This is a genomic window from Streptacidiphilus alkalitolerans, assembly GCF_042511045.1.
Classification (GTDB): Bacteria; Actinomycetota; Actinomycetes; order Streptomycetales; family Streptomycetaceae; genus Streptacidiphilus; species Streptacidiphilus alkalitolerans.
Genome location: NZ_JBHEZX010000020.1, coordinates 1 through 20980 on the forward strand (window position 1 = coordinate 1; position 20980 = coordinate 20980).

General features: G+C 72.7%; 21 protein-coding genes. 11 read left to right on the forward strand and 10 right to left on the reverse strand.

Going from position 1 to position 20980, the window contains the following annotated elements; all coding sequences use genetic code 11:
- Positions 1 to 493: 493 nt before the first annotated feature.
- Positions 494 to 1063: a hypothetical protein gene (locus ACEZDG_RS32095; RefSeq protein WP_380516583.1), complete on the forward strand. Its 570-nt coding sequence runs from the start codon at positions 494 to 496 to the stop codon at positions 1061 to 1063.
- On the opposite strand, the gene ACEZDG_RS32100 is transcribed toward ACEZDG_RS32095, so the two are convergent.
- Positions 1053 to 1757, reverse strand: coding sequence for a peptidoglycan-binding domain-containing protein (locus ACEZDG_RS32100; protein WP_380516585.1), 705 nt, complete (start codon positions 1755 to 1757; stop codon positions 1053 to 1055). The two genes, ACEZDG_RS32095 and ACEZDG_RS32100, sit on opposite strands and share 11 nt — an antisense overlap.
- Positions 1758 to 1927: 170 nt before the next feature.
- Here ACEZDG_RS32100 and ACEZDG_RS32105 point away from each other — a divergent pair, with 170 nt between their 5' ends.
- The 5 genes from ACEZDG_RS32105 to ACEZDG_RS32125 all read left to right on the forward strand — a co-directional run bounded on the left by ACEZDG_RS32105 (position 1928) and on the right by ACEZDG_RS32125 (position 6000).
- A complete protein-coding gene (locus ACEZDG_RS32105) occupies positions 1928 to 2461 on the forward strand; it encodes a hypothetical protein (RefSeq protein ID WP_380516588.1) in 534 nt (177 codons plus the stop codon).
- A 66-nt stretch (positions 2462 to 2527) separates the two neighbouring features.
- Positions 2528 to 3421, forward strand: a complete 894-nt coding sequence (locus tag ACEZDG_RS32110; protein ID WP_380516591.1) for a DUF4097 family beta strand repeat-containing protein — start codon at positions 2528 to 2530, stop codon at positions 3419 to 3421.
- 5 nt (positions 3422 to 3426) lie between these two features.
- On the forward strand, positions 3427 to 4368 hold the full coding sequence (locus ACEZDG_RS32115; RefSeq protein ID WP_380516594.1) for an ABC transporter ATP-binding protein: 942 nt from the start codon (positions 3427 to 3429) through the stop codon (positions 4366 to 4368).
- Between the two features lie 2 nt (positions 4369 to 4370).
- Entirely contained in the window at positions 4371 to 5189 is an 819-nt protein-coding gene (locus ACEZDG_RS32120) for an ABC transporter permease (protein WP_380516596.1), read from the forward strand.
- A 103-nt stretch (positions 5190 to 5292) separates the two neighbouring features.
- Positions 5293 to 6000, forward strand: coding sequence for an NAD(P)-dependent oxidoreductase (locus ACEZDG_RS32125; RefSeq protein ID WP_380516599.1), 708 nt, complete (start codon positions 5293 to 5295; stop codon positions 5998 to 6000).
- Between the two features lie 19 nt (positions 6001 to 6019).
- Here ACEZDG_RS32125 and ACEZDG_RS32130 read toward each other — a convergent pair whose 3' ends face one another.
- From ACEZDG_RS32130 to ACEZDG_RS32150, 5 genes are all read right to left on the reverse strand, one after another.
- Positions 6020 to 6670 (reverse strand): response regulator, encoded by a 651-nt coding sequence (locus tag ACEZDG_RS32130; protein WP_380516602.1) that lies wholly within the window; start codon positions 6668 to 6670, stop codon positions 6020 to 6022.
- On the reverse strand, positions 6667 to 7983 hold the full coding sequence (locus tag ACEZDG_RS32135; protein WP_380516605.1) for a sensor histidine kinase: 1317 nt from the start codon (positions 7981 to 7983) through the stop codon (positions 6667 to 6669). The genes ACEZDG_RS32130 and ACEZDG_RS32135 overlap by 4 nt, the downstream gene beginning before the upstream one ends.
- A gap of 15 nt (positions 7984 to 7998) precedes the next feature.
- Positions 7999 to 8787 (reverse strand): ABC transporter permease, encoded by a 789-nt coding sequence (locus tag ACEZDG_RS32140; RefSeq protein ID WP_380516608.1) that lies wholly within the window; start codon positions 8785 to 8787, stop codon positions 7999 to 8001.
- Positions 8784 to 9740, reverse strand: coding sequence for an ABC transporter ATP-binding protein (locus tag ACEZDG_RS32145; protein ID WP_380516611.1), 957 nt, complete (start codon positions 9738 to 9740; stop codon positions 8784 to 8786). The genes ACEZDG_RS32140 and ACEZDG_RS32145 overlap by 4 nt, the downstream gene beginning before the upstream one ends.
- An 87-nt stretch (positions 9741 to 9827) precedes the next feature.
- Positions 9828 to 10598: an MBL fold metallo-hydrolase gene (locus ACEZDG_RS32150; protein ID WP_380516614.1), complete on the reverse strand. Its 771-nt coding sequence runs from the start codon at positions 10596 to 10598 to the stop codon at positions 9828 to 9830.
- 88 nt (positions 10599 to 10686) lie between these two features.
- Here ACEZDG_RS32150 and ACEZDG_RS32155 point away from each other — a divergent pair, with 88 nt between their 5' ends.
- Positions 10687 to 11310: an ABATE domain-containing protein gene (locus tag ACEZDG_RS32155; RefSeq protein WP_380516617.1), complete on the forward strand. Its 624-nt coding sequence runs from the start codon at positions 10687 to 10689 to the stop codon at positions 11308 to 11310.
- A 33-nt stretch (positions 11311 to 11343) separates the two neighbouring features.
- Here the strand turns inward: ACEZDG_RS32155 and ACEZDG_RS32160 are convergent, their stop codons facing one another.
- Together ACEZDG_RS32160 and ACEZDG_RS32165 are read right to left on the reverse strand one after the other, a co-directional pair.
- Positions 11344 to 12174: a CAP domain-containing protein gene (locus ACEZDG_RS32160; protein ID WP_380516620.1), complete on the reverse strand. Its 831-nt coding sequence runs from the start codon at positions 12172 to 12174 to the stop codon at positions 11344 to 11346.
- A gap of 156 nt (positions 12175 to 12330) precedes the next feature.
- On the reverse strand, positions 12331 to 12891 hold the full coding sequence (locus tag ACEZDG_RS32165; RefSeq protein ID WP_380516623.1) for a hypothetical protein: 561 nt from the start codon (positions 12889 to 12891) through the stop codon (positions 12331 to 12333).
- A gap of 35 nt (positions 12892 to 12926) precedes the next feature.
- Between ACEZDG_RS32165 and ACEZDG_RS32170 the strand changes: the two genes are divergently transcribed.
- The 4 genes from ACEZDG_RS32170 (at position 12927) to ACEZDG_RS32185 (ending at position 18124) form a co-directional block, all read left to right on the forward strand.
- Positions 12927 to 13649, forward strand: a complete 723-nt coding sequence (locus ACEZDG_RS32170) for a response regulator transcription factor (RefSeq protein ID WP_380516626.1) — start codon at positions 12927 to 12929, stop codon at positions 13647 to 13649.
- Positions 13646 to 15013, forward strand: coding sequence for a sensor histidine kinase (locus ACEZDG_RS32175; RefSeq protein WP_380516629.1), 1368 nt, complete (start codon positions 13646 to 13648; stop codon positions 15011 to 15013). Before ACEZDG_RS32170 ends, ACEZDG_RS32175 begins: the two co-directional genes overlap by 4 nt.
- Positions 15014 to 15181: 168 nt before the next feature.
- Complete coding sequence (locus ACEZDG_RS32180; protein WP_380516921.1) at positions 15182 to 17086, forward strand: Xaa-Pro dipeptidyl-peptidase; 1905 nt, start codon at positions 15182 to 15184, stop codon at positions 17084 to 17086.
- A gap of 144 nt (positions 17087 to 17230) precedes the next feature.
- Positions 17231 to 18124, forward strand: coding sequence for a PRC and DUF2382 domain-containing protein (locus ACEZDG_RS32185; RefSeq protein WP_380516632.1), 894 nt, complete (start codon positions 17231 to 17233; stop codon positions 18122 to 18124).
- An 81-nt stretch (positions 18125 to 18205) separates the two neighbouring features.
- Here the strand turns inward: ACEZDG_RS32185 and ACEZDG_RS32190 are convergent, their stop codons facing one another.
- Both ACEZDG_RS32190 and ACEZDG_RS32195 read right to left on the reverse strand, forming a co-directional pair.
- Positions 18206 to 19792 carry an ABC-F family ATP-binding cassette domain-containing protein gene (locus tag ACEZDG_RS32190; protein ID WP_380516924.1) on the reverse strand — a complete coding sequence of 529 codons (1587 nt, stop codon included), beginning with the start codon at positions 19790 to 19792 and terminating at the stop codon, positions 18206 to 18208.
- Positions 19793 to 20097: 305 nt separating this feature from the next.
- A complete protein-coding gene (locus ACEZDG_RS32195) occupies positions 20098 to 20901 on the reverse strand; it encodes a hypothetical protein (RefSeq protein WP_380516635.1) in 804 nt (267 codons plus the stop codon).
- Positions 20902 to 20980 lie beyond the last annotated feature (79 nt).

Consider the following 20980-nt stretch of genomic DNA (forward strand, 5'->3'; position numbering starts at 1 on the left):
AACAACAGCCGGAACGGGCAAACCCGGGGGGTGCTCAGTGCACGTCTCCGACCGTAGGCAACAAACCCCACCAGATCAACGAACCCGACAAAGACCCAGCTCAGAACCCCGTTACCGCCGGTACACCGACCCCATTCCGACCCCAACAGGGCGGAATCGGGCACCCCAGGACCCCAGCCTGTGGTCTAGACCACATATCGACCGAGTGAGCTGCCCCACACCATCGACGCACAGTCAGCACCCACCATCCACCCGTCACCGATGATCAACGAATCCACCCCACCGCACACCCCCCAACATGACCTGGCCCACACCCACGACGCACGTCGTACTTTCGGCCAGGTGCGTTCTGGCCGGTTGGCCGATCCGCCCGATAGGTGACTGTTCGTAGCGTTGTGGGTGTCGGGCTGCGGAACAGCAGCAACCGACCGCAGACCGGGAAACCGGCTGCGAACCGCAGCGCTCAGGCGCAACCAGGAAAGAGCCCACACTCATGAACTTCTCCCGTACCGCCCTGCGGACCACCGTCGCCTCCGCCGCCCTGCTCGGCGTGGTCGTCGCTCCTGCCGCCGCGTTCGCCGTCGACACTCCTGCCGCTACCGCCACGTCGCCCGCCATCTCGGTCACCTCGGCCAAGGGACCGGCCTTCACGGTGACGCTGGGCAACGGCGCCAAGGCCACCGTCCAGAACGTCGGCGGGTCCTACACCGCCGTCATCAAGGCCCACGGCACCACCATCGCCACCCTCAGCAGCACCCACACCACCGTCACCGACCACGGCACCACCTACCAGCTCCACCCCGACAACGGCCACATCGGCATCCAGACCAAGGCCGTTCACCACAAGACCGTCCACCACATCAGCAAGGGCCCGGCGTTCACGGTGACCCTGGGCAACGGCGCCAAGGCCACCGTGCAGAGCGTCGGCGGGTCCTACACCGCGGTCATCAAGGCCCACGGCACCACCATCGCCACCCTCAGCAGCACCCACACCACCGTCACCGACCACGGCACCACCTACCAGCTCCACCCCAGCAACGGCCACATCGGCATCAGCCGCTGACACCCTCCAACGAGGCCCGGGTGTGAGGTCCGTACACCCCGGCCGGGTCGCCGGTGATGCCGCGGTTCTGCTGCAGTTGGGTGACACCGCGGGTGGTGTTCCCGTCATAGACGCCGGTGACCGCCACATAGGTGAAGCCCTGGTTGAACAGGCGCCGCTGCAGATCCGCGACCGCCGCCCCGCTGTCCCCGGCGCGCAACACCGCCGGGCCGGCAGCCGGGCGGGGAGTGACCACCACAGCCTTCGCTGTGGTGGTCACCGGCATGTGCGGGGCCTGCGAAGCGCGGGCGACGGGTGGCGCCGAGATCACCGCCGTGCCGAGGAGCGGCGCGGGCGACGACGAGCCGGTGACACCCACCGCCCGCGCAACGGACCTGCCCCCGGACGGTTCGGTGGTCTCCACCAGCACAACAACAGCCGCGGCCCCCAGCACAAGCAGCGCCAGTACCACCGCCGAACGCCGGCGCCGTCCCACCGGCATCGCGTGGCGACGCACCGCGGCGGGGGTTCCCGCCAGGGCTTGGGGCTCGACCGGGAAAGCTCCCTCAACCACCCGCAGCGGCGGCGCCATCAGGGTCGGATTCTGATCAGCCTGGGGCGCATAGGGACGTACTAGGTCGTCAGAATCTGCTTGAACCAAGCCCATTGATGCCACTCTTCCGCCGTGCGAGCAGACCGAGACAATCTGCGCCATATCCGTTCCCCGCATCATGGCAGCACCGGCACCCACGCGGCCCACAAGTGCCCCGCCCGTCGGGTGGCAACCGGTACGCGGCGCCACGTGGTGCCATCTCCGCGCACCATGGCACCCTTCCTGAGCCATACAGGCTTGCGCCTGAGCCAAAGTGGTGCCACATTAGAGCCATGGAACTCACCCAGTACGTCGAAAACCTACGCCGGGAGCTGACGACCGCGGCCGAGGTCGGTGGCGAGGACGCCCGCGCGCTCGCCGACCGGCTGCTCGCTCCGCTCGACGCCGCGGTGCGGCTCACCCTGCTGGAGGCGCTCTCCGCCGCCGCCGAGGAGATCTCGGCCGAACTCGCGCCCGGCTTCGTCGACGTGCGGCTGCGCGGCGGCGCGGCCGGGTTCGTCGTGACGCCGCCGCCCGCACCCGCCGCTGCGACCGCCGACGACGGCGACGCGGGCCCCGGCGAGGTGCGGCTGCCCATCGCCGAGGGCGACGACAGCGCCATGGTCCGGATCAACCTGCGGCTGCCCGCCAACCTCAAGGCGCTGATCGAGGAGGCCGCCGCCGGCGGCGGGCTCTCCGTCAATGCCTGGATCGTCCGGGCCGCCGCCGCCGGGCTGGCCAACGAGGGCCGGCGCGGCAGTCGCCCCGCCCCCGCGCAGAAGCCCGACCGGACCGTCGGCCAGAGCTACAGCGGCTGGGGCCGCTGACCCCGCAACAGCGTGACAGCACGTCAACACCACCACCCGCCAAAGCCCTCAGCAAAGGAACCCGAGATGTCCCTCTCGACCTTCAACACCCCCTCCCCCATCGCCGTCGCCCTCGACCTCTACGTCGCCGACGTCCGCTTCGCCGTCTCCGACCGCGCCGACACCGTCGTCGAGGTCAGCCCCAGCGACCCGAAGAAGGCCGCCGACATCAAGGCCGCCGAGAACACCCGGGTCGAGTACGACGAGACCACCCGGACGCTGAGCGTCGTCTCCCGGAAGCCCCTCAACCGGTTCGTCAACTTCAGCAGCAAGCGCCCCGAGTCGATCGACGTCGTCATCCAGCTGCCCACCGACTCCGCTGTCCGCGGTGAGGCCGGGATCGGCGACTTCCAGTCCGACGGCGTGCTCGGCGCCGTCGCGCTCAAGACCGACCTCGGCACCGTCCGGCTGGCCGAGACCGGGCCGCTGAACCTCCGCAGCGGGGTCGGCGCGATCACCGTCCAGGGGGTCAGCGGCTCCGCCGAGGTGCACAGCGGCTCCAGCGACATCCGGATCGGCGCCGTGGACGGCACCGCCGACGTCTCCACCGGCAACGGGAAGGTGCAGGTCGGCGTGGTAACCGGGCGCGCGACGGTCAAGGCGTCCAACGGCTCGGTGTCCGTGGACCGCGCGCTGTCCGACATCACCGCCGCCAACTCCAACGGCGCGGTGCGAATCGGCGAGGTCGTCCGCGGCAAGGTGTCCGCCACGTCCAAGAACGGCGGCGTCGAGGTCGGCGTCCGCGAGGGCAGCGCCGCCTGGCTGGAGCTGAACACCAGTGTCGGCCGGGTCTACAACGAGCTCGACTCCGCGGACGCCCCCGAGGCCGGCGAGCCGGTCGACAAGGTCGAGGTCCGGGCCGACACCAAGCTCGGCGACGTCACCATCCGCCGCGCGCCCCGCCTGGACCAGGAGGTCTGACCGCCGTGACCACCACGACCACCGCCACCGCGGTCTCGGCCCGCGGCCTGCGCAAGGCCTTCGGCGGAAAGACCGTGCTCGACGGCATCGACCTGACGGTGCCTCAGGGGACGATCCTGGCCCTGCTCGGCCCGAACGGGGCCGGCAAGACCACCGCCGTGCACCTGCTGACCACCTATCTCCGTCCCGATGCCGGCGAGATCCGGATCGCCGGCCGGGATCCTGCCAAGGACCCCCAGGCGGTCCGCCGCGCGATCGGCGTCACCGGCCAGTTCTCCGCCGTCGACGGTTACCTCACCGGCCGCGAGAACCTGATGCTGATGGCCGATCTGCACCTGCTGCCCACGGCTGTGGGCCGCCGCCGGGCCGAGGAGCTGCTGGAGCGGTTCGAGCTGACCGAGGCCGGGGGCAAGCCGGCCGCGACCTACTCCGGCGGTATGAAGCGCAAGCTCGACCTGGCGATGACCCTGGTCGGCGACCCGCAGGTGATCTTCCTCGACGAGCCGACCACGGGCCTGGACCCGCGCAGCCGCCGCACGATGTGGGACATCATCCGCGGGCTGGTCGCGGAGGGGACGACCATCCTGCTCACCACCCAGTACCTGGACGAGGCCGACCAGCTCGCGCACCGGGTCGCGGTACTGGACGGCGGCCGGATCGTCGCCGAGGGGACGCCCGCCGAGCTCAAGGCACGCATCCCCGGCGGCCACATCGAGCTGGCCTTCGCCGACCGCGCCGAACTGGACGCCGCCGCGTCGTTGCTCACGCCGGCCGGCCGCGACGACGACGCGCTCACGCTCCAGCTCGCCGGCGACGGCCGGGTCAGCACCCTGCGGACGCTGCTGCGGCAGCTGGACGACGCCTCGGTCGAGGTCGAGGCGCTCACCGTGCACACCCCCGATCTCGACGACGTCTTCTTCGCCCTCACCGGCAGGAAAGGAGCCTGACCATGAGTACCGGCCTGACCATGGGCACCGGCCTGGTCCACGCGCGGATCATGCTGCGCCGCAACCTCCGGCACATGCAGCGCTATCCGTCGCTGACCCTGATGATCACCCTGATGCCGCTGGTCTTCCTGCTGCTGTTCGTCTATGTCTTCGGCGGGACGCTCGGCTCCGGGCTCGGCGGCGCGATGCCGGCCGGCCTGAGCGGCGGGCGTGCCGCCTACGCCGACTACGTCGCCCCGGCGATCATCCTGATGGCCGTGGCCGCCGCGGCGCAGGGCACGGCCATCGCCGTCGCGCAGGACATGACCGAGGGCATCATCGCCCGCTTCCGGACCATGGCCGTCGCCCGGTCCTCGGTGCTGACCGGGCATGTCGTGGGCGCGACCGTCCAGACGCTGATCGGCGTGGTGGTGGTCACCGCCGCCGCGCTGGCCGTCGGCTTCCGGCCGCACGCGAACCCGGCCGAGTGGCTCGCCGCCCTCGGCGTGGTGCTGCTGCTGACCTTCGCCGTGACCTGGCTGTGCGTCGGGCTGGGGCTGTCGGCCAAGAGCGTGGAGACCGCGAGCAACTCGCCGATGTTCCTCATCCTGCTGCCGTTCCTCGGCAGCGGGTTCGTTCCCACCGACTCGCTGCCGACCGGGATGCGCTGGTTCGCCGAGTACGAGCCGTTCACCCCGGTGAACGAGACGCTGCGCGGACTGCTGACCGGCACCAGGATCGGCGACAACCTGGTCATCACCCTCGCCTGGTGCGTCGGCGTCGCGGTGCTGTCCTACGCCTGGTCGCGGCGGCTGTACGAGCGGGAGCCGCGGCAGCACTGAGCCGGCGGTGTGACCCCGGTCTCACCCACGGCCGGCCCGTCACACTCGGCCCCGGAGAACTCCCTCATACAGCGACGGGGATTCCGGCGTTGAGGGAGAGCATATGAAGATCGTCATCTTCGGGGCCAACGGCCCCACCGGGCGGCAGGCCACCGCACAGGCCGTCGCCGCGGGCCACACGGTCACCGCCGTCACCCGCAGGCCCGACGCGTTCCCGCTGGCCGGCAGCCCGCTGGTGCGGGTGGTCGGCGCGGACGTGCACGACCCGGTCGCGGTCGACGCGGCGGTGGCCGGCCAGGACGCGGTGCTCTCGGCCCTCGGGGTCCCGTTCGGCCGGAAGCCGGTCACGGTCTACTCCGCCGGTCTGACCCACATCACCCGGGCCATGGCCGAGCACGGTGTCGGCCGCCTGGTCTGCGTGACCTCGACCTCGGTCTCCGGGCAGGAGTCACCCAGCGACGGGCTCCTGTTCCGCAAGGTGGTCGAGCCGGGCATCGTGCGCTTCGTCGGACGCACCGTCTACCAGGACATGCGGCGGTCGGAGGAGATCGTCCGCCGCAGCGACTGCGACTGGACCATCCTCCGCCCGGCCGGTCTGTTCGACACCGCCGCCGTCAGCGCGTACCGGATGAGCGCGGGGCCGCGCCTACCCGGCCGCTTCACCTCCCGGGCCGACCTGGCGAACGCGCTGCTGCGCCAGGCCGTGGACGACTGCGACCCGCGCGCCGTGGTCGAGGTCCGCACCCTGGAGGGCCTGCCGAGCATGATCGACGTCATCCGCAGGGAAGCCTTCGGCGGCGGCAGGCACTGACCGGAGGCGGCCGGACAGACTAGACCCAGCCGTGTTCGCGGGCGATGCGTACCGCGGTGTGGCGGTTCTCCGCGGAGAGTTTGGCGGCGGCGGAGGACAGGTAGTTGCGGACGGTGCCCGGGGAGAGGTTGGCCCGGCGGGCGATCTCGGCGATGGGCGAGCCGTCCGCCGCCAGTTCCAGCACCTCGGTCTCGCGCACGGTGAGCGGGGAGTCGCCGGCGCTGATGGCGTCGGCGGCCAGGTCCGGATCGATGTAGCGGCCCCCGGCGTGGACGATCCGGATGATCTCGGCGAGCCGCTGCGCCGAGGCCGTCTTCGGGACGAAGCCCCGCACCCCGACCGCCAGCGCCCGTTTGAGGTGGCCCGGACGGCCGTGGCTGGTGACGATCATCGTCCGGCAGGGCGCGGGCCCGCTCCGGAGCGCGGCGGCGACCGCCACGCCGTCCAGGCCGCCGGGCATCTGCAGGTCGAGGACGGCCACGTCCGGGCGGTGGGCCCGGGCCATGGCGATGGCCTCGGGTCCGGTCGCCGCCTCCGCGACGACCAGCAGGTCGTCCTCGTAGGACAGCAGCGCGGCGACCGCGCCGCGGATCAGGTGCTCGTCGTCGGCGAGCAGCACCCTGATCCGTTCGCCGGCCACGTGCCCGTCGCTGCCGGGTGCGGTGCTCATGCGGTGGAGCCCGCCTTTCGCGGAACGGTGCCGGCGGGGGCGGCGGCCCGGACGGCAGCGGCATCGGCCCGGTGCGCCGGGACGGCGGCGGCCAGCGGGATCCGCGCGGTCAGCCGGAAGACCCCGGTGCCGGGCCGGGACACGGCCAGTGCGCCGTCCAGGACGGTCAGCCGCTCCCCCAGCCCGGCCAGGCCGGAGCCCCCCGAGCCCTCCGACCCGCCCGCGCCGCCCGGCGCCGGCTCGGGGACGCCGTCGTTCTCGACGGTCAGCACCGCGCTGCCGCCCAGCTCCAGCCGGATGGTGCAGTGGCCGGCCTCGCTGTGCCGCAGCACATTGGTGGTGGCCTCGCGGATCACCCAGCCCAGTGCCTCCTGGACCTCGGCCGGCAGCGTCCGTCCACCCTGGTCCCCCGGGTTCCCCTCGACCCGTCCCTCGACGCCCGCCGCGCGCAGCACGGACAGCGCCCCGGACAGCTCGACCGCCAGGTCCGCCCTGCGGTAGCCGCGGACCACGTCCCGCACCTCGCGCTGCGACTCCTGGGCCAGCCGCTGCACCTCGATCATCTGCTCCACCGCCTCCGGCCTCCCGCGTCGCGCCAACTGCACCGCGAGTTCGCTCTTCAGGGCGATCACCGCCAGGTTCCGTCCCATCACATCGTGCAGGTCCCGCCCGAACCGCAGCCGTTCCTCGGCGACCGCGAGCTGTGCCTGCGCCTCCCTGGCCGCGTCCAGTTCCCACACGGTGCTGAGCAGCCAGACCGAGCAGCCGTTGGTGGCCGAGGTCACCGCGCCGGTCAGCAGCACCGCGACGGCGATCACCCCGGACTCGGCGGCGGGGATGCCCAGCAGCACGGCCGCCAGGCCGGTGCCCGCGGTCGCGCCCAGCAGGCACCGCAGCATCGCGCGCATGCTGCTGACCGCGAGGATCATGGCGCCCACCCCGAAGCCGACCAGGATCACCACCAGGGCCATGGCCGGGGCGTCCGGGAATCCGGTGTGCCCGCGCAGCGCCAGGGCGGCCAGGGCGCCTCCGCCCGACAGCGCCCCGACCGCGACGAACAGTCGGACCGGCCGCGGTCGGCGGCCCAGGGTCCAGTCCAGGCCCCTGGACGACAGCAGGGCGCACAGCGCCGCCTGCACCACGGTGAGCAGGAACGATCCGGCCCGCAGCCAGCCGCTCATCCCGCCCTCGGTCAGCGGTCCGACGATCACCACCACCCCGGTCAGGGCGAAGAAGGGGAAGGTCCAGCGCGTGTACAGCTCGACCCGGGCCGGATCGCTGCGCCGGTCCCACCAGCCGGTCAGTCTCGACATCGATTCCCCAGATCCTCAGCGGCGCGGTTCCCAGCGGAACCACCGCTGTGCGGCCAACACTGCCACTACCGTCCAGGCCAGCGCCAAGCCGAGCGACTCCAGCACCTGCCCGGCCCGGGCCCCGGGGCCGCCCACCAGGCCGGCCCTGATCAGGTCCATCACCGGGGTCATCGGCAGATAGCGGCAGACTTCCGCCAGCTGTCGCGGCAACTCGTCGAGCGGCAGGATCAGCCCCGAGCCCAGCACGATGACCAGCAGCAGCGGCGCCGTGGTGAACTGCGCCAGCTCCACGGTGCGGGTGAACACCGTGGACCCGGCGGCCAGCGCCGCCAGCAGCACCGGGGCCAGCAGCAGGCCGGCCAGCAGGAGGTCCGGCCGGTGCGGCGGGTCCATGGTCAGCAGCAGTGCCCCGGCGGCCAGCAGCACCGCGCACTGGGCCAGCGCCAGCGCCACCGTGGGCAGCGCCGTCCCGGCCAGGATCTCCAGGTCGGTCGCCTCGCCGGTGCGCAGCCGCTTCAGCACCAGTTCCTCGCGCCGGGCCACATACGCGGTGACCAGGTTGTAGTAGACGGCGAAGGCCAGCACGAAGCCGATGCCGCCGCTGATCGACATGCTGTCGGGGTTCAGCCCGCTGCCCTTGAAGTCGACCTTCGACAGGGCCGGCCGCAGTCCCAGCACCATGGCGAGCGGCAGCAGCAGCGCGGTCGCCATGGCGACCCGGTTGCGCCACAGCAGCGTCAGTTCGGCCCGGCCGAGCGCCCTGATCCGGCCGGTCCCGGTGCTTCGGATCGTGGTCGTACTCATCGCCGCACACCCTCTGCCGTTGTTCCGTCTGCCGTTGTTCCGTCGGTGAGCGCCAGGTAGGCCTCTTCCAGCGAGGCCGACCGCGCGTCCAGCCGGTCCAGGTCGAGCCGCCGGTCCTGGGCCCAGCCGAGCAGCGCGGTGAGTGAGGGCTGCAGCCGCTCGGTGTGCAGCACCACCCGCTGCCCGAAGGTCTCGTGCCGGAGCACGCCGAGTTCGGGCAGCGGCGGCAGGTCGCCGGGGAACCAGCCGGGCGGCAGGTCGAAGGAGATCCGCGACGGGCGCGACCCGGTCACCTCGGCCGGGGTGCCGCAGGCCACGATCCGGCCCTCGCGCATCACCGCCAGCCGGTCGGCGAGGGCCTCGGCCTCCTCCAGGTAGTGGGTGGTCAGCAGGACGGTGGTGCCCTCGGCCGTCAGCCCGCGCACCAACTCCCAGGTGTCGCGCCGCCCCTGGGCGTCCAGGCCGGTGGTCGGCTCGTCCAGGAACAGCATCCGCGGACGGCCGAGCAGGGCGAGGGCCAGGTCCAGCCGCCGCCGCTCGCCGCCGGACAACTGCCCGGTGCGGACGCCGACCCGGGCGTCCAGGCCGACCAGGCGCAGTGCTTCCGCCACCGGTCGGGCGCCGCTGACGCAACCGGCCCACATGGTGGCGGTCTCGGTCACCGTGAGCCCGGACGGGAAGCCGCCCTCCTGCAGCATCACCCCGGTCTCCGGCCGCACCAGGGCCCGTTCCGCGTACGGGTCACGGCCCAGCACCCGGACCGTTCCCGCGCTGGGGCGGGCCAGCCCCTCCAGCAGTTCGACCGTGGAGGTCTTCCCGGCCCCGTTGGCCCCGAGCAGCGCGAACACCTCACCGCGCGCCACCTGGAACGACACTCCCCGCACGGCCTCGAAGCCGCCCCCGTACCGCCGGTGGGCCCCGGCGACCTCGACCACGTTCTCTGCGCTGTCCATGCGACCAGCCTGCGGCCCGAACACCGCCCGGGTCAGTGCGGACTGTCACCGCCCGTCATGACAAATGTCATCAACACCGCACCGGGCTCAGCCCAGTTGCAGCCGGTCGCGCAGGCCCGCCGCGGTGAAGGCCGCCACCAGCACCTCGCGGCCCTCGCTGAAGTGGGTCCAGCTGTCGAAGTGGACCGGGACGACCCGGCGTGCGCCGAGGATCTCGGCCGCCTCGGCGGCCTGGGCGCTGTCCAGGGTGAGCAGCGCGCCGTCGAACAGCCCGGTGCGGGCCGCACCGGCGAAGAGCACGGCGGTGTCCACCGGACCGAAGCGCTCAGCGATCTGCTCGACCAGGGCAAGTGACGCGTTGTCACCGCTGACGTAGACGGCGGGCAGGTCGGCCGCGGTCAGCACAAAGCCGACCACCTCGCCGGACACCGGCTCGCAGCCCTCCGGCCCGTGCTGGGCCGGGGTGGCGGTCACGGTCAGGGATCCCCCGTCCGGACGGGGCAGGTCGACGGACTCCCAGGGGGCCAGGCCCCGGGCGGTGCCGCCGAGCCGGCCCGCGCCGCTGCGGGTGGTGAGGACCAGGGGGACGCCGGCCAGCAGCGCCCGTCCCGAGTGGTCCAGGTTGTCCGGGTGCTCGTCGTGGGAGAGCAGCACCACGTCGAGCGGGCCCAGGTCGGCGGGGTCGGCGGAGGCGGGGGCGGTCTTGGTGAGCACCCGGCCGCCGCCGATCGGGTAGTCGCCGGGGGCGTCGAAGGCCGGGTCGGTGAGGAACCGGAGGCCGCCGAACTCGATCAGGGCGGTCGGTCCGCCGAAGACCTGGACCGGGATCTGCTTCTGGGTGGCAGGGGTACTCGTCATGACAACACCTCACGGTAATGACGGCCATTTGCCGTGAGATCAAGCTAGCCGATTCTCACGGAGAATCGCAAGGTCTACCATGAGAGCCATGAGTGAGATCGCGACCGGCGCCGCCCGCCACACCGTCCAGGCCGCCCCGCCGCCGCCCGCGCCGGGGGCCGAGCGGTATGTGGCGCTCGACTTCGCCAACAGCGACCTCGCCCTTCCGGGCGGCCAGGAGCTGGACCTGCTCGGCTCGCCGGCCCTGGCGACGGAATGGCTGGTCGCACGGGGGCTCGCGCCGGCCGGGGCGGTGCTGCAGGAGGTGTGTGCGGGGCGACTTCGAGAGCACCGCACCCAAGTGAGAGCACTGCTCTCGTCACAGATCGGCGCTCTCCCAGCCCCCGCCGAGGCGCTGCGTGCGATCAATGACGCGCTGACCAGCGTCCCCTCGGCCCCCCTGCTGCGCTGGGACGAGGCCCAGGGTCTGCACCGGGCCCAGCCGCACCCCACCGACCAGGTCCTGGACCGCGCCCTGGCGCTGCTCGCGGCCGACGCCGCCGAGCTGCTCACCGGCGCCGACGCCGAACGGCTCGCCGCCTGCGGCTCCAGCCCCTGCCGCCGCTTCCTGCTGCGCACCCACGCCGCGCGCCACTGGTGCTCGGTCCGCTGCGGCGACCGCGCCCGCGCCGCACGCGCCTACGCCCGCCGCACCCGGCCGGAGGCCGAGTGAAGCGGGCGCAGGGAGTCGTGGATTGACGCAACCTCAGTTGGCGAAGTCCTGGGTCATCCAGACCGTGCCGGAGGAGTCGCGGAAGACGGCGATGCCCACCCGGGTGAAGCCGCTGCTCAGGATGTTCTTCCGGTGGCCGTCGTCCGGGGCCTTCTCGTCCAGCATCATCTGGGTGAGGCCCACCGCGCTCGCGGCTATCGCGGCGTCGGAGCTTCCCACGCCGCCGCCCTCGCCGATGTTCTCGCCGGCCGAGGTCCAGTGCACTCCGGCCGAGGTCTCCCGGTCGCCGAAGGCGGCCTCACCGGGGCACTGGTGGGACAGGCCGCAGCCGGACGCCATCACCTGGTTGTGCGCGGCGGCGCTCGTATTCAACCCGCTGTACAGGGTGTACGGGGCGAGCCCGGCGGCCTGGCGGTTCTTGTTGATCAGGTCGAGCACCTGCTGCACCGCGCTGCTGGTGCTGCTCGACCCGGATCCGGACGACGGGGCCGCGGTCGGGGCGGCCGTGGGCGCGGCGGTGGTCGGCCGCGGGTCCGGGGTGGCCGTGGGCTTGGACGTCGGCCTGGCGCTGTGGTGGACCGCCGGGCCGCGGTGCGCCGACGCCGCCGCACGCGTCCCGGTCGGCGTCGGGGGCGCCGTCAGCAGCCTGGCCGCCGCCTGAGCGCCGAGCCGGTAGGCCCCGTGCCCGGTGGCATGGGCGACCGGGGCCTGGTTCGGCACCCCGAGGCAGGCGAAGGCCGTACCGCCGCCGAGGACGGCGAAGGCCGCGGCACCCGTCACCGCGAGCCGCAGCCGCGGCTTGCGCCGCGCACGGTGCTGACCGGCGGAAGCGTTCTGCGAACGGGAACGGCGGGATGAGCTCATCAGGGGCACCTCATGGTCGGGATCGGTCCGGCGGGCACGACCCTAGGCCGCTCCCGTCGCCGAAAACACCGATCAGCGCCAACTTCAGGTTGCGCTAAGGAAAGCCCCATACTGCGCTGCGGTGCCCCCCGCCCCGGCCCTGAGCAGCCACGATCCTCACCAGGAGACCTCCTTGGTCACCTCCTGTGCCTGCGGCTGGAGGCTGGCGGTGAGCTCCGAGCGGTGGTGCGCCCCGGTGAAGGTGACGGTCAGTACGCCGGCCGAGGACTGCGCCGTGCTGGTGGTGAAGCCCAGCGCCGGCACCGCGGAGACCAGGCAGACCGCATCCGCCCCGAAGCGGATCGCCACCTGCCCGCCGTCGGTCTGGAAACTGTGCGTCCCGGCCCCGCCGCCGCAGTCGTAGGCCGGGGGCCGCGGCGAGTGCGTCGGCGCGGCGGCCTGGTGCGAGGGCGTCGCCGGGGCGGAGGGCTTCGTCGCGGACGGGGAGGGGGTCGGGTCCGGGGTGGAGGTGGGCGTGCCGATCGCCGGTGTCGCGGACCCGTCCGACGCCCCCGGCCCCGGCGTCGCGGCCAGCGCCAGCACCGTGGTCACCCCCGGGGTGCGCGGGGGCAGCGGCGCTGTGGAGCCGAGCACAAAACGCACTGTCAGAAAGACCGCGGTGACGGTGAGCGCGGTGCAGGACAGCCAGATCAGGAAGAACCGAAAGAACCGGGGCACGGGCCCCATCATGGCGATCGGCTACGGTGTGCGCCATGGCCAGTGTCCTCGTCGTTGAAGACGATCCCGGTATACGTGCCGAGCTCATCGACGTGCTGACCGGGAACGGGCACGCGGTGCGCAGCGCCGCCGACGGTTTCGGCGGCCTGCGCGAGGTGACCCGGGGACCGCTCGACGCGGTGATCCTCGACCTCGGCCTGCCCGACCTCGACGGCAGCGACGCGCTGCGGATGATCCGCGGCATCTCCCAGGTCCCGGTGCTGATCGTGACCGCCAGGGACGAGGACGCCGAGATCATCCGGCTGCTCAACGCGGGCGCCGACGACTACCTGGTCAAGCCGTTCTCCGCGGGCCAGTTGCTGGCCCGGCTGGCCGCGGTGCTGCGCCGCTCCGGCCGCGGCTCCGACCCCTCGGCCACCCCCGCCTCGCTGCAGGACGGCCCCCCGCTGCTGCGCGAGCCGGTCTCGATCGGCCCGCTGCGCATCGACCCCGGCTCCCGCACCGCGTATCTGCGCGGGCAGGAGGTCCCGCTGACCCGCCGCGAGTTCGACCTGCTCTCCTTCCTCGCCGCCAACGCCGACCTGGTGGTCTCCAAGCGGCGCATCCTGGCCGAGGTGTGGCGCGAACCCTATGTCGAGGACCAGACCATCGACGTGCACCTGTCCTCGCTGCGCCGCAAGCTCGGCGAGAGCGCCGCGGCCCCCGGCCTGCTGCGCACCATGCGCGGGGTGGGCATCAAACTGGTGACACCGCGATGAGACGCACCCTGGCCGGGGTGGCCCTGGCCGTCACCTCGATGGTGGCGCTGTCCTTCCTGATACCGCTGGCCCTGCTGGTGCGCTCCGAGGCGCGGACCCAGGCGGTCACCGCCGCCGAGCAGCGCGCCGCCGCGCTGGCGCCGGTGCTGACGTTGACCGCCGACCCGGCCGAGCTCCGCCAGGCCGTCTCCGCCCTGGACCCGGGCGGACGGCTGAGCGTGCACCTCCCCGGCGGCCGGTCGATCGGCTCGGGCCGCGCGCCGGCGGCGCTGCTGCTGCGGGCGCAGCAGCAGGGCGAGTCGCTGGCGCAGAACCTGCCGGACGGCGGCTGGGTCTATCTGCAGCCGGTGGTGCTGGGACAGCGGCGGGTGGCGGTGGTGGAGGAGTTCGTCCCCAAGGACGAGTTGGACCGCGGGGTCACCGCCTCGCTCTCGGTGATGGCGCTGCTGGCGCTGGGCCTGGTGCTCGGCTCGGTGCTGGTGGCCGACCGGCTCGCGGCCCGGGTGGTGCACTCCTCGCGCGGGCTGTCCCGGGCCGCCCACGCGCTGGGCCGGGGCGACCTGGAGTCGCGGGTGGAGCCGATGGGCCCGCCGGAACTGCTGGAAGCCGGGCAGGCGTTCAACGCCATGGCCGACCGGATGCTGGAACTGCTGGCGGTGGAGCGGGAGTTGGTGGCCGACCTGTCGCACCGGATGCGGACCCCGCTGACCGCGCTGCACCTGGCCACCGAGCGGATGGGCCCCACCCCCGACAACGCCAGGATCACCGCCGCGGTGGCCCATCTGGAGTCGGAGCTGCACGCGGTGATCACCGCCGCCCGGACCCCGCTCGCCATCGGCCACATGGGCACGGTCCCGCGCCCGGCGGGCGAGGGGGTGCTCTGCCCGGCCACCGAGGTGGTCCGCCGCCGGGGCGGCTTCTGGGCCACCCTGGCCGAGCAGCAGGACCGCCGCTGCCTGGTCCAGGTGACCGCGGAGGAGGCCCTGGTCGACCTGCCCGAGGACGACCTCGCGGCCGTGGTGGACGCCCTGGTCGGCAATGTCTTCCGGCACACCGACCCGGGCACCGCCTTCGCGGTCCGGCTGGTCCGGGCGGCCCAGGTGGTGGTGCTCACCGTCGAGGACGCCGGACCCGGCATCCCGGACCCGGACGACGCGCTGGTGCGCGGCGCGAGCGCGGCGTCCACCGGGCTCGGCCTGGACATCGCCCGCCGCGCCGCGGCGGCGACCCGGGGGACGGTGGAGATCCGGCGCGGCCCGATGGGCGGGGCCCAGGTCTCGGTGACCTTCGGCCTGGCCTCGGCGCCGCCGCGGGGCGGACGGCTGAACCGGCGGCGCGGACGCGCCCGGCGGGCCCGGGCCTGAGGGAGTCTCAGCCGACCGGGCGCGGTTCGGAGTTGTCACCACTCAGAATTGTTGCTGTCTCGTCAAAACCCTTCTGAGGACCGTCCCCGCGAACTACCTTCGTCCTTTGTGATTACTCGTCGCTCCCGCGCGTTCGCCATCATCACCACGATCCTCGTCGCGCTCACCATGGCCCTGCTCGGCTCCGCCACCGCCCGAGCCAGCAGCCGGCCGACCGCCGCCGGCAGCGCCGGCACCGTCCAGAACGGCGCCAGTCAGCCCCTCTACTCCTACGCCAATGCCGTCCGGGAGACCGTCTGGGTCGACACCGGTCTCGACGGCGACGGCAACGGCCGTACCGACCGGGTGGCCGCCGACATCATCAGGCCCAGCGAACCCGCCGCGGCCGGACTGAAGATCCCGGTCATCATGGACGCCAGCCCGTACTACTCCTGCTGCGGGCGCGGCAACGAGGACCAGCTCAAGACCTACGACGCCCAGGGCAAGCCGCTGCAGTTCCCGCTGTTCTACGACAACTACTTCGTCTCCCGCGGCTACGCGGTGGTCCTGGTCGACCTGGCCGGCACCAACCGCTCCGACGGCTGCGTGGACGTCGGCGGCCCGTCCGACATCACCTCGGCCAAGGCCGTCGTCGACTGGCTGAACGGCCGCGCCACCGGCTACAGCGCCCGCACCGGCGGCAGCAGCGTCACCCCGGCCTGGACCAACGGCTCGGTCGGCATGATCGGCAAGTCCTGGGACGGCACCATCGCCAACGGGGTCGCCGCCACCGGCGTGCAGGGCCTGAAGACCATCGTGCCGATCTCGGCGATCAGCTCCTGGTACGACTACTACCGCTCCGACGGCGCGCCCCTCTACAGCGGCACGCCCGCCGACCTGGCCGGCGAGGTGGAGAGCTCCACCGCGGTCTCGCACTGCTCCGCCGTGCAGAAGCAGCTGGCGGCGGGCTCCCCGTCCAACGGCAACTGGTCCAGCCTGTGGCAGCAGCGCGACTACGTCGCCTCGGCCGCCAACGTCAAGGCCAGCGTGTTCGTGGTGCACGGGATGCAGGACCTGAACGTGCGTGACATCAACTTCTCGCAGTGGTGGACCGCGCTGGCGCAGACCGGCGTGGACCGCAAGATCTGGCTCTCCCAGACCGGCCACGTCGACCCCTTCGACTACCGGCGCGGCGCCTGGGTGGACACCCTGCACAGCTGGTTCGACCACTACCTGCTCGGCGTCGACAACGGCATCCAGAACGCCCCGGTCGCCGACATCGAGCGCGCTCCCGACACCTGGACCCAGGACGCCACCTGGCCCGCCCCGGGCACGGTGACCAGCACCGTCAACCTCAAGCCGGGAGCGCTCACCACCGCGGCCGGCAGCGGCACCGCGAGCTTCACCGACAACCCCAACCTCGGCGAGGACGACTGGGCCGCGGACGTGAACAGCACCACCAAGGAGAAGACCGCGTTCACCACCGGGGCGCTGACCCAGGACCTGCGGATGTCCGGCGGCGGCACGATCACCCTGAGCGTGAAGTCGTCCACCAAGAGCGCCCACCTCAGCGCGGTGCTGGTCGACCTCGGCCCGGCCGTGATCCGGAACTACGAGGGCGCGGGGGTCGGCATCACCACGCTGAGCACCCGTTCCTGCTGGGGTGACAGCACGGCCGGCGACAGCGCCTGCTTCCTGGACACCGCGGCCGACACCGCGCAGGTCGGCTACACCATCTTCAGCCGCGGCTGGGCCGACCTCGGCCACTACGCGGGGCTGAACCAGACCGCGACCATCACCCCGGGCACCTCCTACTCGATCACCTTCAACCTGGCCGGCACCGACCATGTGGTCCCGGCCGGACACAAACTGGCCCTGATCGTGGCCGGAACGGACAACGGGCTGCTCAACCCGGCCTCCACCAAGCCCACCATCACCGTCGACCTGGCCCACTCCTCGCTGCACCTGCCGCTGGTCGGCGGCGCCGGGACGCTGCCGCAGGCGGTCCACCCGGCGGCGCTGACCGCGACCCCGCTGCGGGGCCTGCCGTCGGACCGCGCCGTCCGCACCGACCGGCTCGCCGACTTCCGGTAGCACGGCGGCCTCGCGACCGCTCCGGGCGCCCCCTGAGTTGCGGGGGCGTTCGGGGCGGCGCACCGTCGAGAGGTGGCACTTTTCCGACGCCGTGCTGTTCCCGGCGTGGGTGCCATTCCCTCTGAACCTCTACTGGAGGTAGCAATGGGTACAGCGATCGACCCCACCCAGGTGATCGGCCACAAGGTGCTCGACGCGCAGGGTCACAAGATCGGTCAGGCCGAGGAGGTGTACCTGGACGACAGCACCGGCCGTCCGCAATGGGTCACCGTCAAGGGCGGCCTCTTCGGTGGAAAGGGGCACTTCGCGCCCCTGGACGGCGCCAGCATGGTCGAGGACGAGGTCCAGCTGGCCTGCGCCAAGTCGCAGGTCGACAGCGCCCCGGACCTGGAGACCGGCCGGCACCTGTCGGTCGAGGAGGAGCGGGCGCTCTACCAGCACTACGGGCTGGGCCGGCCCGAGACCCCGACCGCGGTGAACGGCATGAACCAGTTCGGCCAGGCCGACACCGACCGGGACCTGAACGCTGGAATGACTGGTATGACCACCAGCACCACCGGCGCGATGGCCGCCACCGGCGCCAGGACCGAGGCCGGGGCCGACCTCAAGGCCGACGGCATCCGCGGCACCGAGAACGAGTTGACCCGCTACGAGGAGCGCCTGCACGTGGGCACCGAGCGGGTCGAGGCGGGCCACGCCCACCTGCACAAGTACGTGACCACCGAGCAGGTGCAGCAGACGGTTCCGCTCACCCACCAGGAGGTCCGGATCGAGCGCGAGGCGATCCCCGAGTCGGAGCGCCGCAGTGCCATGGGCCACGCCGAGATCGCCGAGGCCGACGCGGACGTGCTGCTCTTCCAGGAGCGCACCGTCGTCACCAAGGAGACCGTCCCGGTCGAGCGGGTGCGGATGCGCGTCGAGGAGGTCACCGAGGACGTGGTCGTCCGCGACGAGGTCAGGACCGAGCACATCGACTACCAGGACGCCAAGCAGACCGGCGCCCTGCCCACCGACCCCGACGGCAAGCTGCGCAAGTAGGCGACGGGATCCGGCGGACGGCCGGGGCCGGGGCGAACAGCCCCGGCCCCGGCCGTCGTTCAGTTCCGGCTCAGTTCCGGTTCAGGGCCGGTTCAGTTCCAGTCGGCGGGTGATGCCGATGCTGTCCAGGAAGGGCTGGTCGTGGCTGGCCACGACCAGCGCGCCCTGGAACGCCGCCAGCGCGGAGGCCAGTTGCCGCACGCTGGCCAGGTCGAGGTTGTTGGTGGGCTCGTCCAGCAGCAGGAGCTGCGGGGCCGGTTCCGCCAGCATCAGCGCGGCCAGCGTGGCCCGGAACCGCTCGCCCCCGGAGAGCGACCCGACGAGTTGGTCCGCCCGCCCGCCGCGGAACAGGAAACGTGCCAGCCGGGCCCGGACCTGGTTGTCGGTCGCCCCGGGCGCGAACAGGGCCACGTTCTCCGCCACGCTGAGCCCCTCGTCCAGCAGGTCCAGCCGCTGCGGGAGGAAGCGCAGCGGCACCGCGCGGAACACCTCGCCCGCCAGCGGCGGGAGTTCACCGGCGAGGGTGCGCAGCAGCGTGGTCTTGCCCGAGCCGTTGGGTCCGAGCAGCGCGATCCGCTCCGGGCCGCGCACCGACAGGTCGATCGCGACCTCCTCGCCGGTGTGCTGGGGGCGGACCTGGGTGAGGACGACCACCGTGCGTCCGGCCGGGACCTCGGTGGCCTTCAGGTCGACCAGGATCTCGGGGTCGGCCCGCACCGAGGACTCGGCCTCCGCCAGGCGTTCCCTGGCCGCGGCCACCCGGTCCTGCTGCTGGCCGCGCAGCCGGCCCGAGGAGACCTGGGCCTGGGCCTTGCGCTGGTTCATCACGATCTTCGGCTCGCGCTTGTTGTCGTACATCTTCTGCCCGTAGCGCTTGCGGTGCGCCAGCCTGACCTGGGTCTCCACGAGTTCGCGCTGCTGGCGGCGGACGTCGGACTCGGCGGCGCGCAGCATCCGCTCCGCGGCCTCCTGTTCGACCGCCTGGGCGGCCTGGTAGTCGCTGAAGGTGCCTCCGTAGCTGTGGATCCGGCCCTCGTGCAGGTCGGCGATCTGGTCGACCAGGTCGAGCAGCTCCCGGTCGTGGCTGACCAGCAGCAGCGGGCCCTTCCAGGCGGTGACGGCCTGGTGGAGGTAGTGCCGGGCGTCGCGGTCGAGGTTGTTGGTGGGCTCGTCCAGCAGCAGCACGTCCGGGCGGCGCAGCAGCAGTCCGGCCAGGCCGAGCAGCATGCCCTGGCCGCCGGAGAGCTGGCCGACCCGGTGCTCCAGTGAGACTCCGGTCAGGCCCAGCCGGTCCAGGCCGGCCCTGGCCCGCTCCTCGACGTCCCAGTCGTCGCCGACCGCGGCGAAGTTCTCCGGGGTGGCCTCGCCGCGTTCGATCGCGTGCAGGGCGGTGCGGGTCCCGGCGATGCCCAGGGCCTCGGCGACCGGGAGTTCGGCGTCCAGGGTGAGGTTCTGCGGGAGGTGGCCGAGCGAGCCGGTCACCTTGACCGACCCCGCCTCGGGGGTGAGCTCACCCGTCAGCAGCCGCAGCAGGGTGGACTTGCCCGAGCCGTTGAGCCCGATCAGGCCGGTGCGGCCGGGACCCACGGTCAGGTCCAGGCCGTGGAACAGGGTGCGGCCGTCGGGCCAGCTGAAGTCCAGGCCCACGCAGCTGAGCGAGGCGGACATGGGGGTGGACGGGTAGGACGATGACATGGGGCAGCTCCCGAAGGTGGTGGCGTTGGTGGTCCAGCGACAACACGGAGGGAGACACTGCGGGCGCGCGAAAAACCGCCCCAGGAAGGGTGGTCGCCGAGGTCGGATCCGCGCGGGCACGGCAATTGCGCCATGGGTGCGGTGTCTCCGGTCTCAGACGAACAACGGCCTTCTCCTGACGGGCGGCTACGGTACGTTGCAAGCCTAGACGGCGATCCGCGGCCCGGCAACGGATTTAGTGCCGTCGCCGGGCCGCGGGTCATGACTGGTCCAGGGGGTCAGACCTGGGGGCCGGCCGGGTCGGTCAGCGACGGGACGCCGAGCAGCTTCTGCGGGGCGGACGGGGCCGACGGGGTCGGCTGCGGGGCCGGGTGCAGCGCCTTCTGGGCGGCGGCCCAGGCCCACACCTCCAGGAAGGCGTTGGGGACCAGCCGGACCAGGTGCGAGGGTGCGTAGTAGTGGTAGCCGTAGTCGAGCCTGGCGTTGTTGTGGGCGTCCACCGTGGCCTCGCCGGTGGCGGTGGCGGCGTGCGAGACCAGGCCGACGTGGCTCGGGGTGCCGTCAGGCCCGAGGTAGGTGACGACGATGTCACCGGGCCGCGCGGCGGCGGGCTGGTCGCCGACGTCCTCGCCGATGCCGCTGTCCTCGAGGTAGGCGGAGAGGTTGTTGTACTGGGGCAGCTCCGAGATCAGCAGCAGGTCGTAGACCTTGCCGTTGGGCGCGGTGTAGTGGAAGTAGTCGTCCTGCGGGGCGTCGGGGCCGAGGCCGGGGACCAGGCCGGCCGCGGCCAGCGCCCTGGCGACGAACTCGGCGCACTGGTAGTCGGGCTGGGCGTCGCCGAAGGCGACCGGGGTGCTGTCGCTCCACGCGGTCCAGTTCCAGTGCGCCTCGGCGTACTTGACCTCGATCACCCGCGACAGGACGTCCGTGTCCGGCAGCGACCGGGCGGAGGCCGCCGAGGCCGCGCGGGTGGTGCCCGGCTGCGCGGCGACCGCGGGCCCGGCCAGGGCGGGCGCGCCGGCGCAGACGAGTCCCACGACGACTGCGGCGGAGGCCAGACGACTGCGGAAAGCATGTGTCACGGTCAGAAATCCTTGCTCTCGTATCCGGTGAGGGGCCGTCAGGGCCCCACACGTAACCTGACTGCCCTTGGCTCCCACC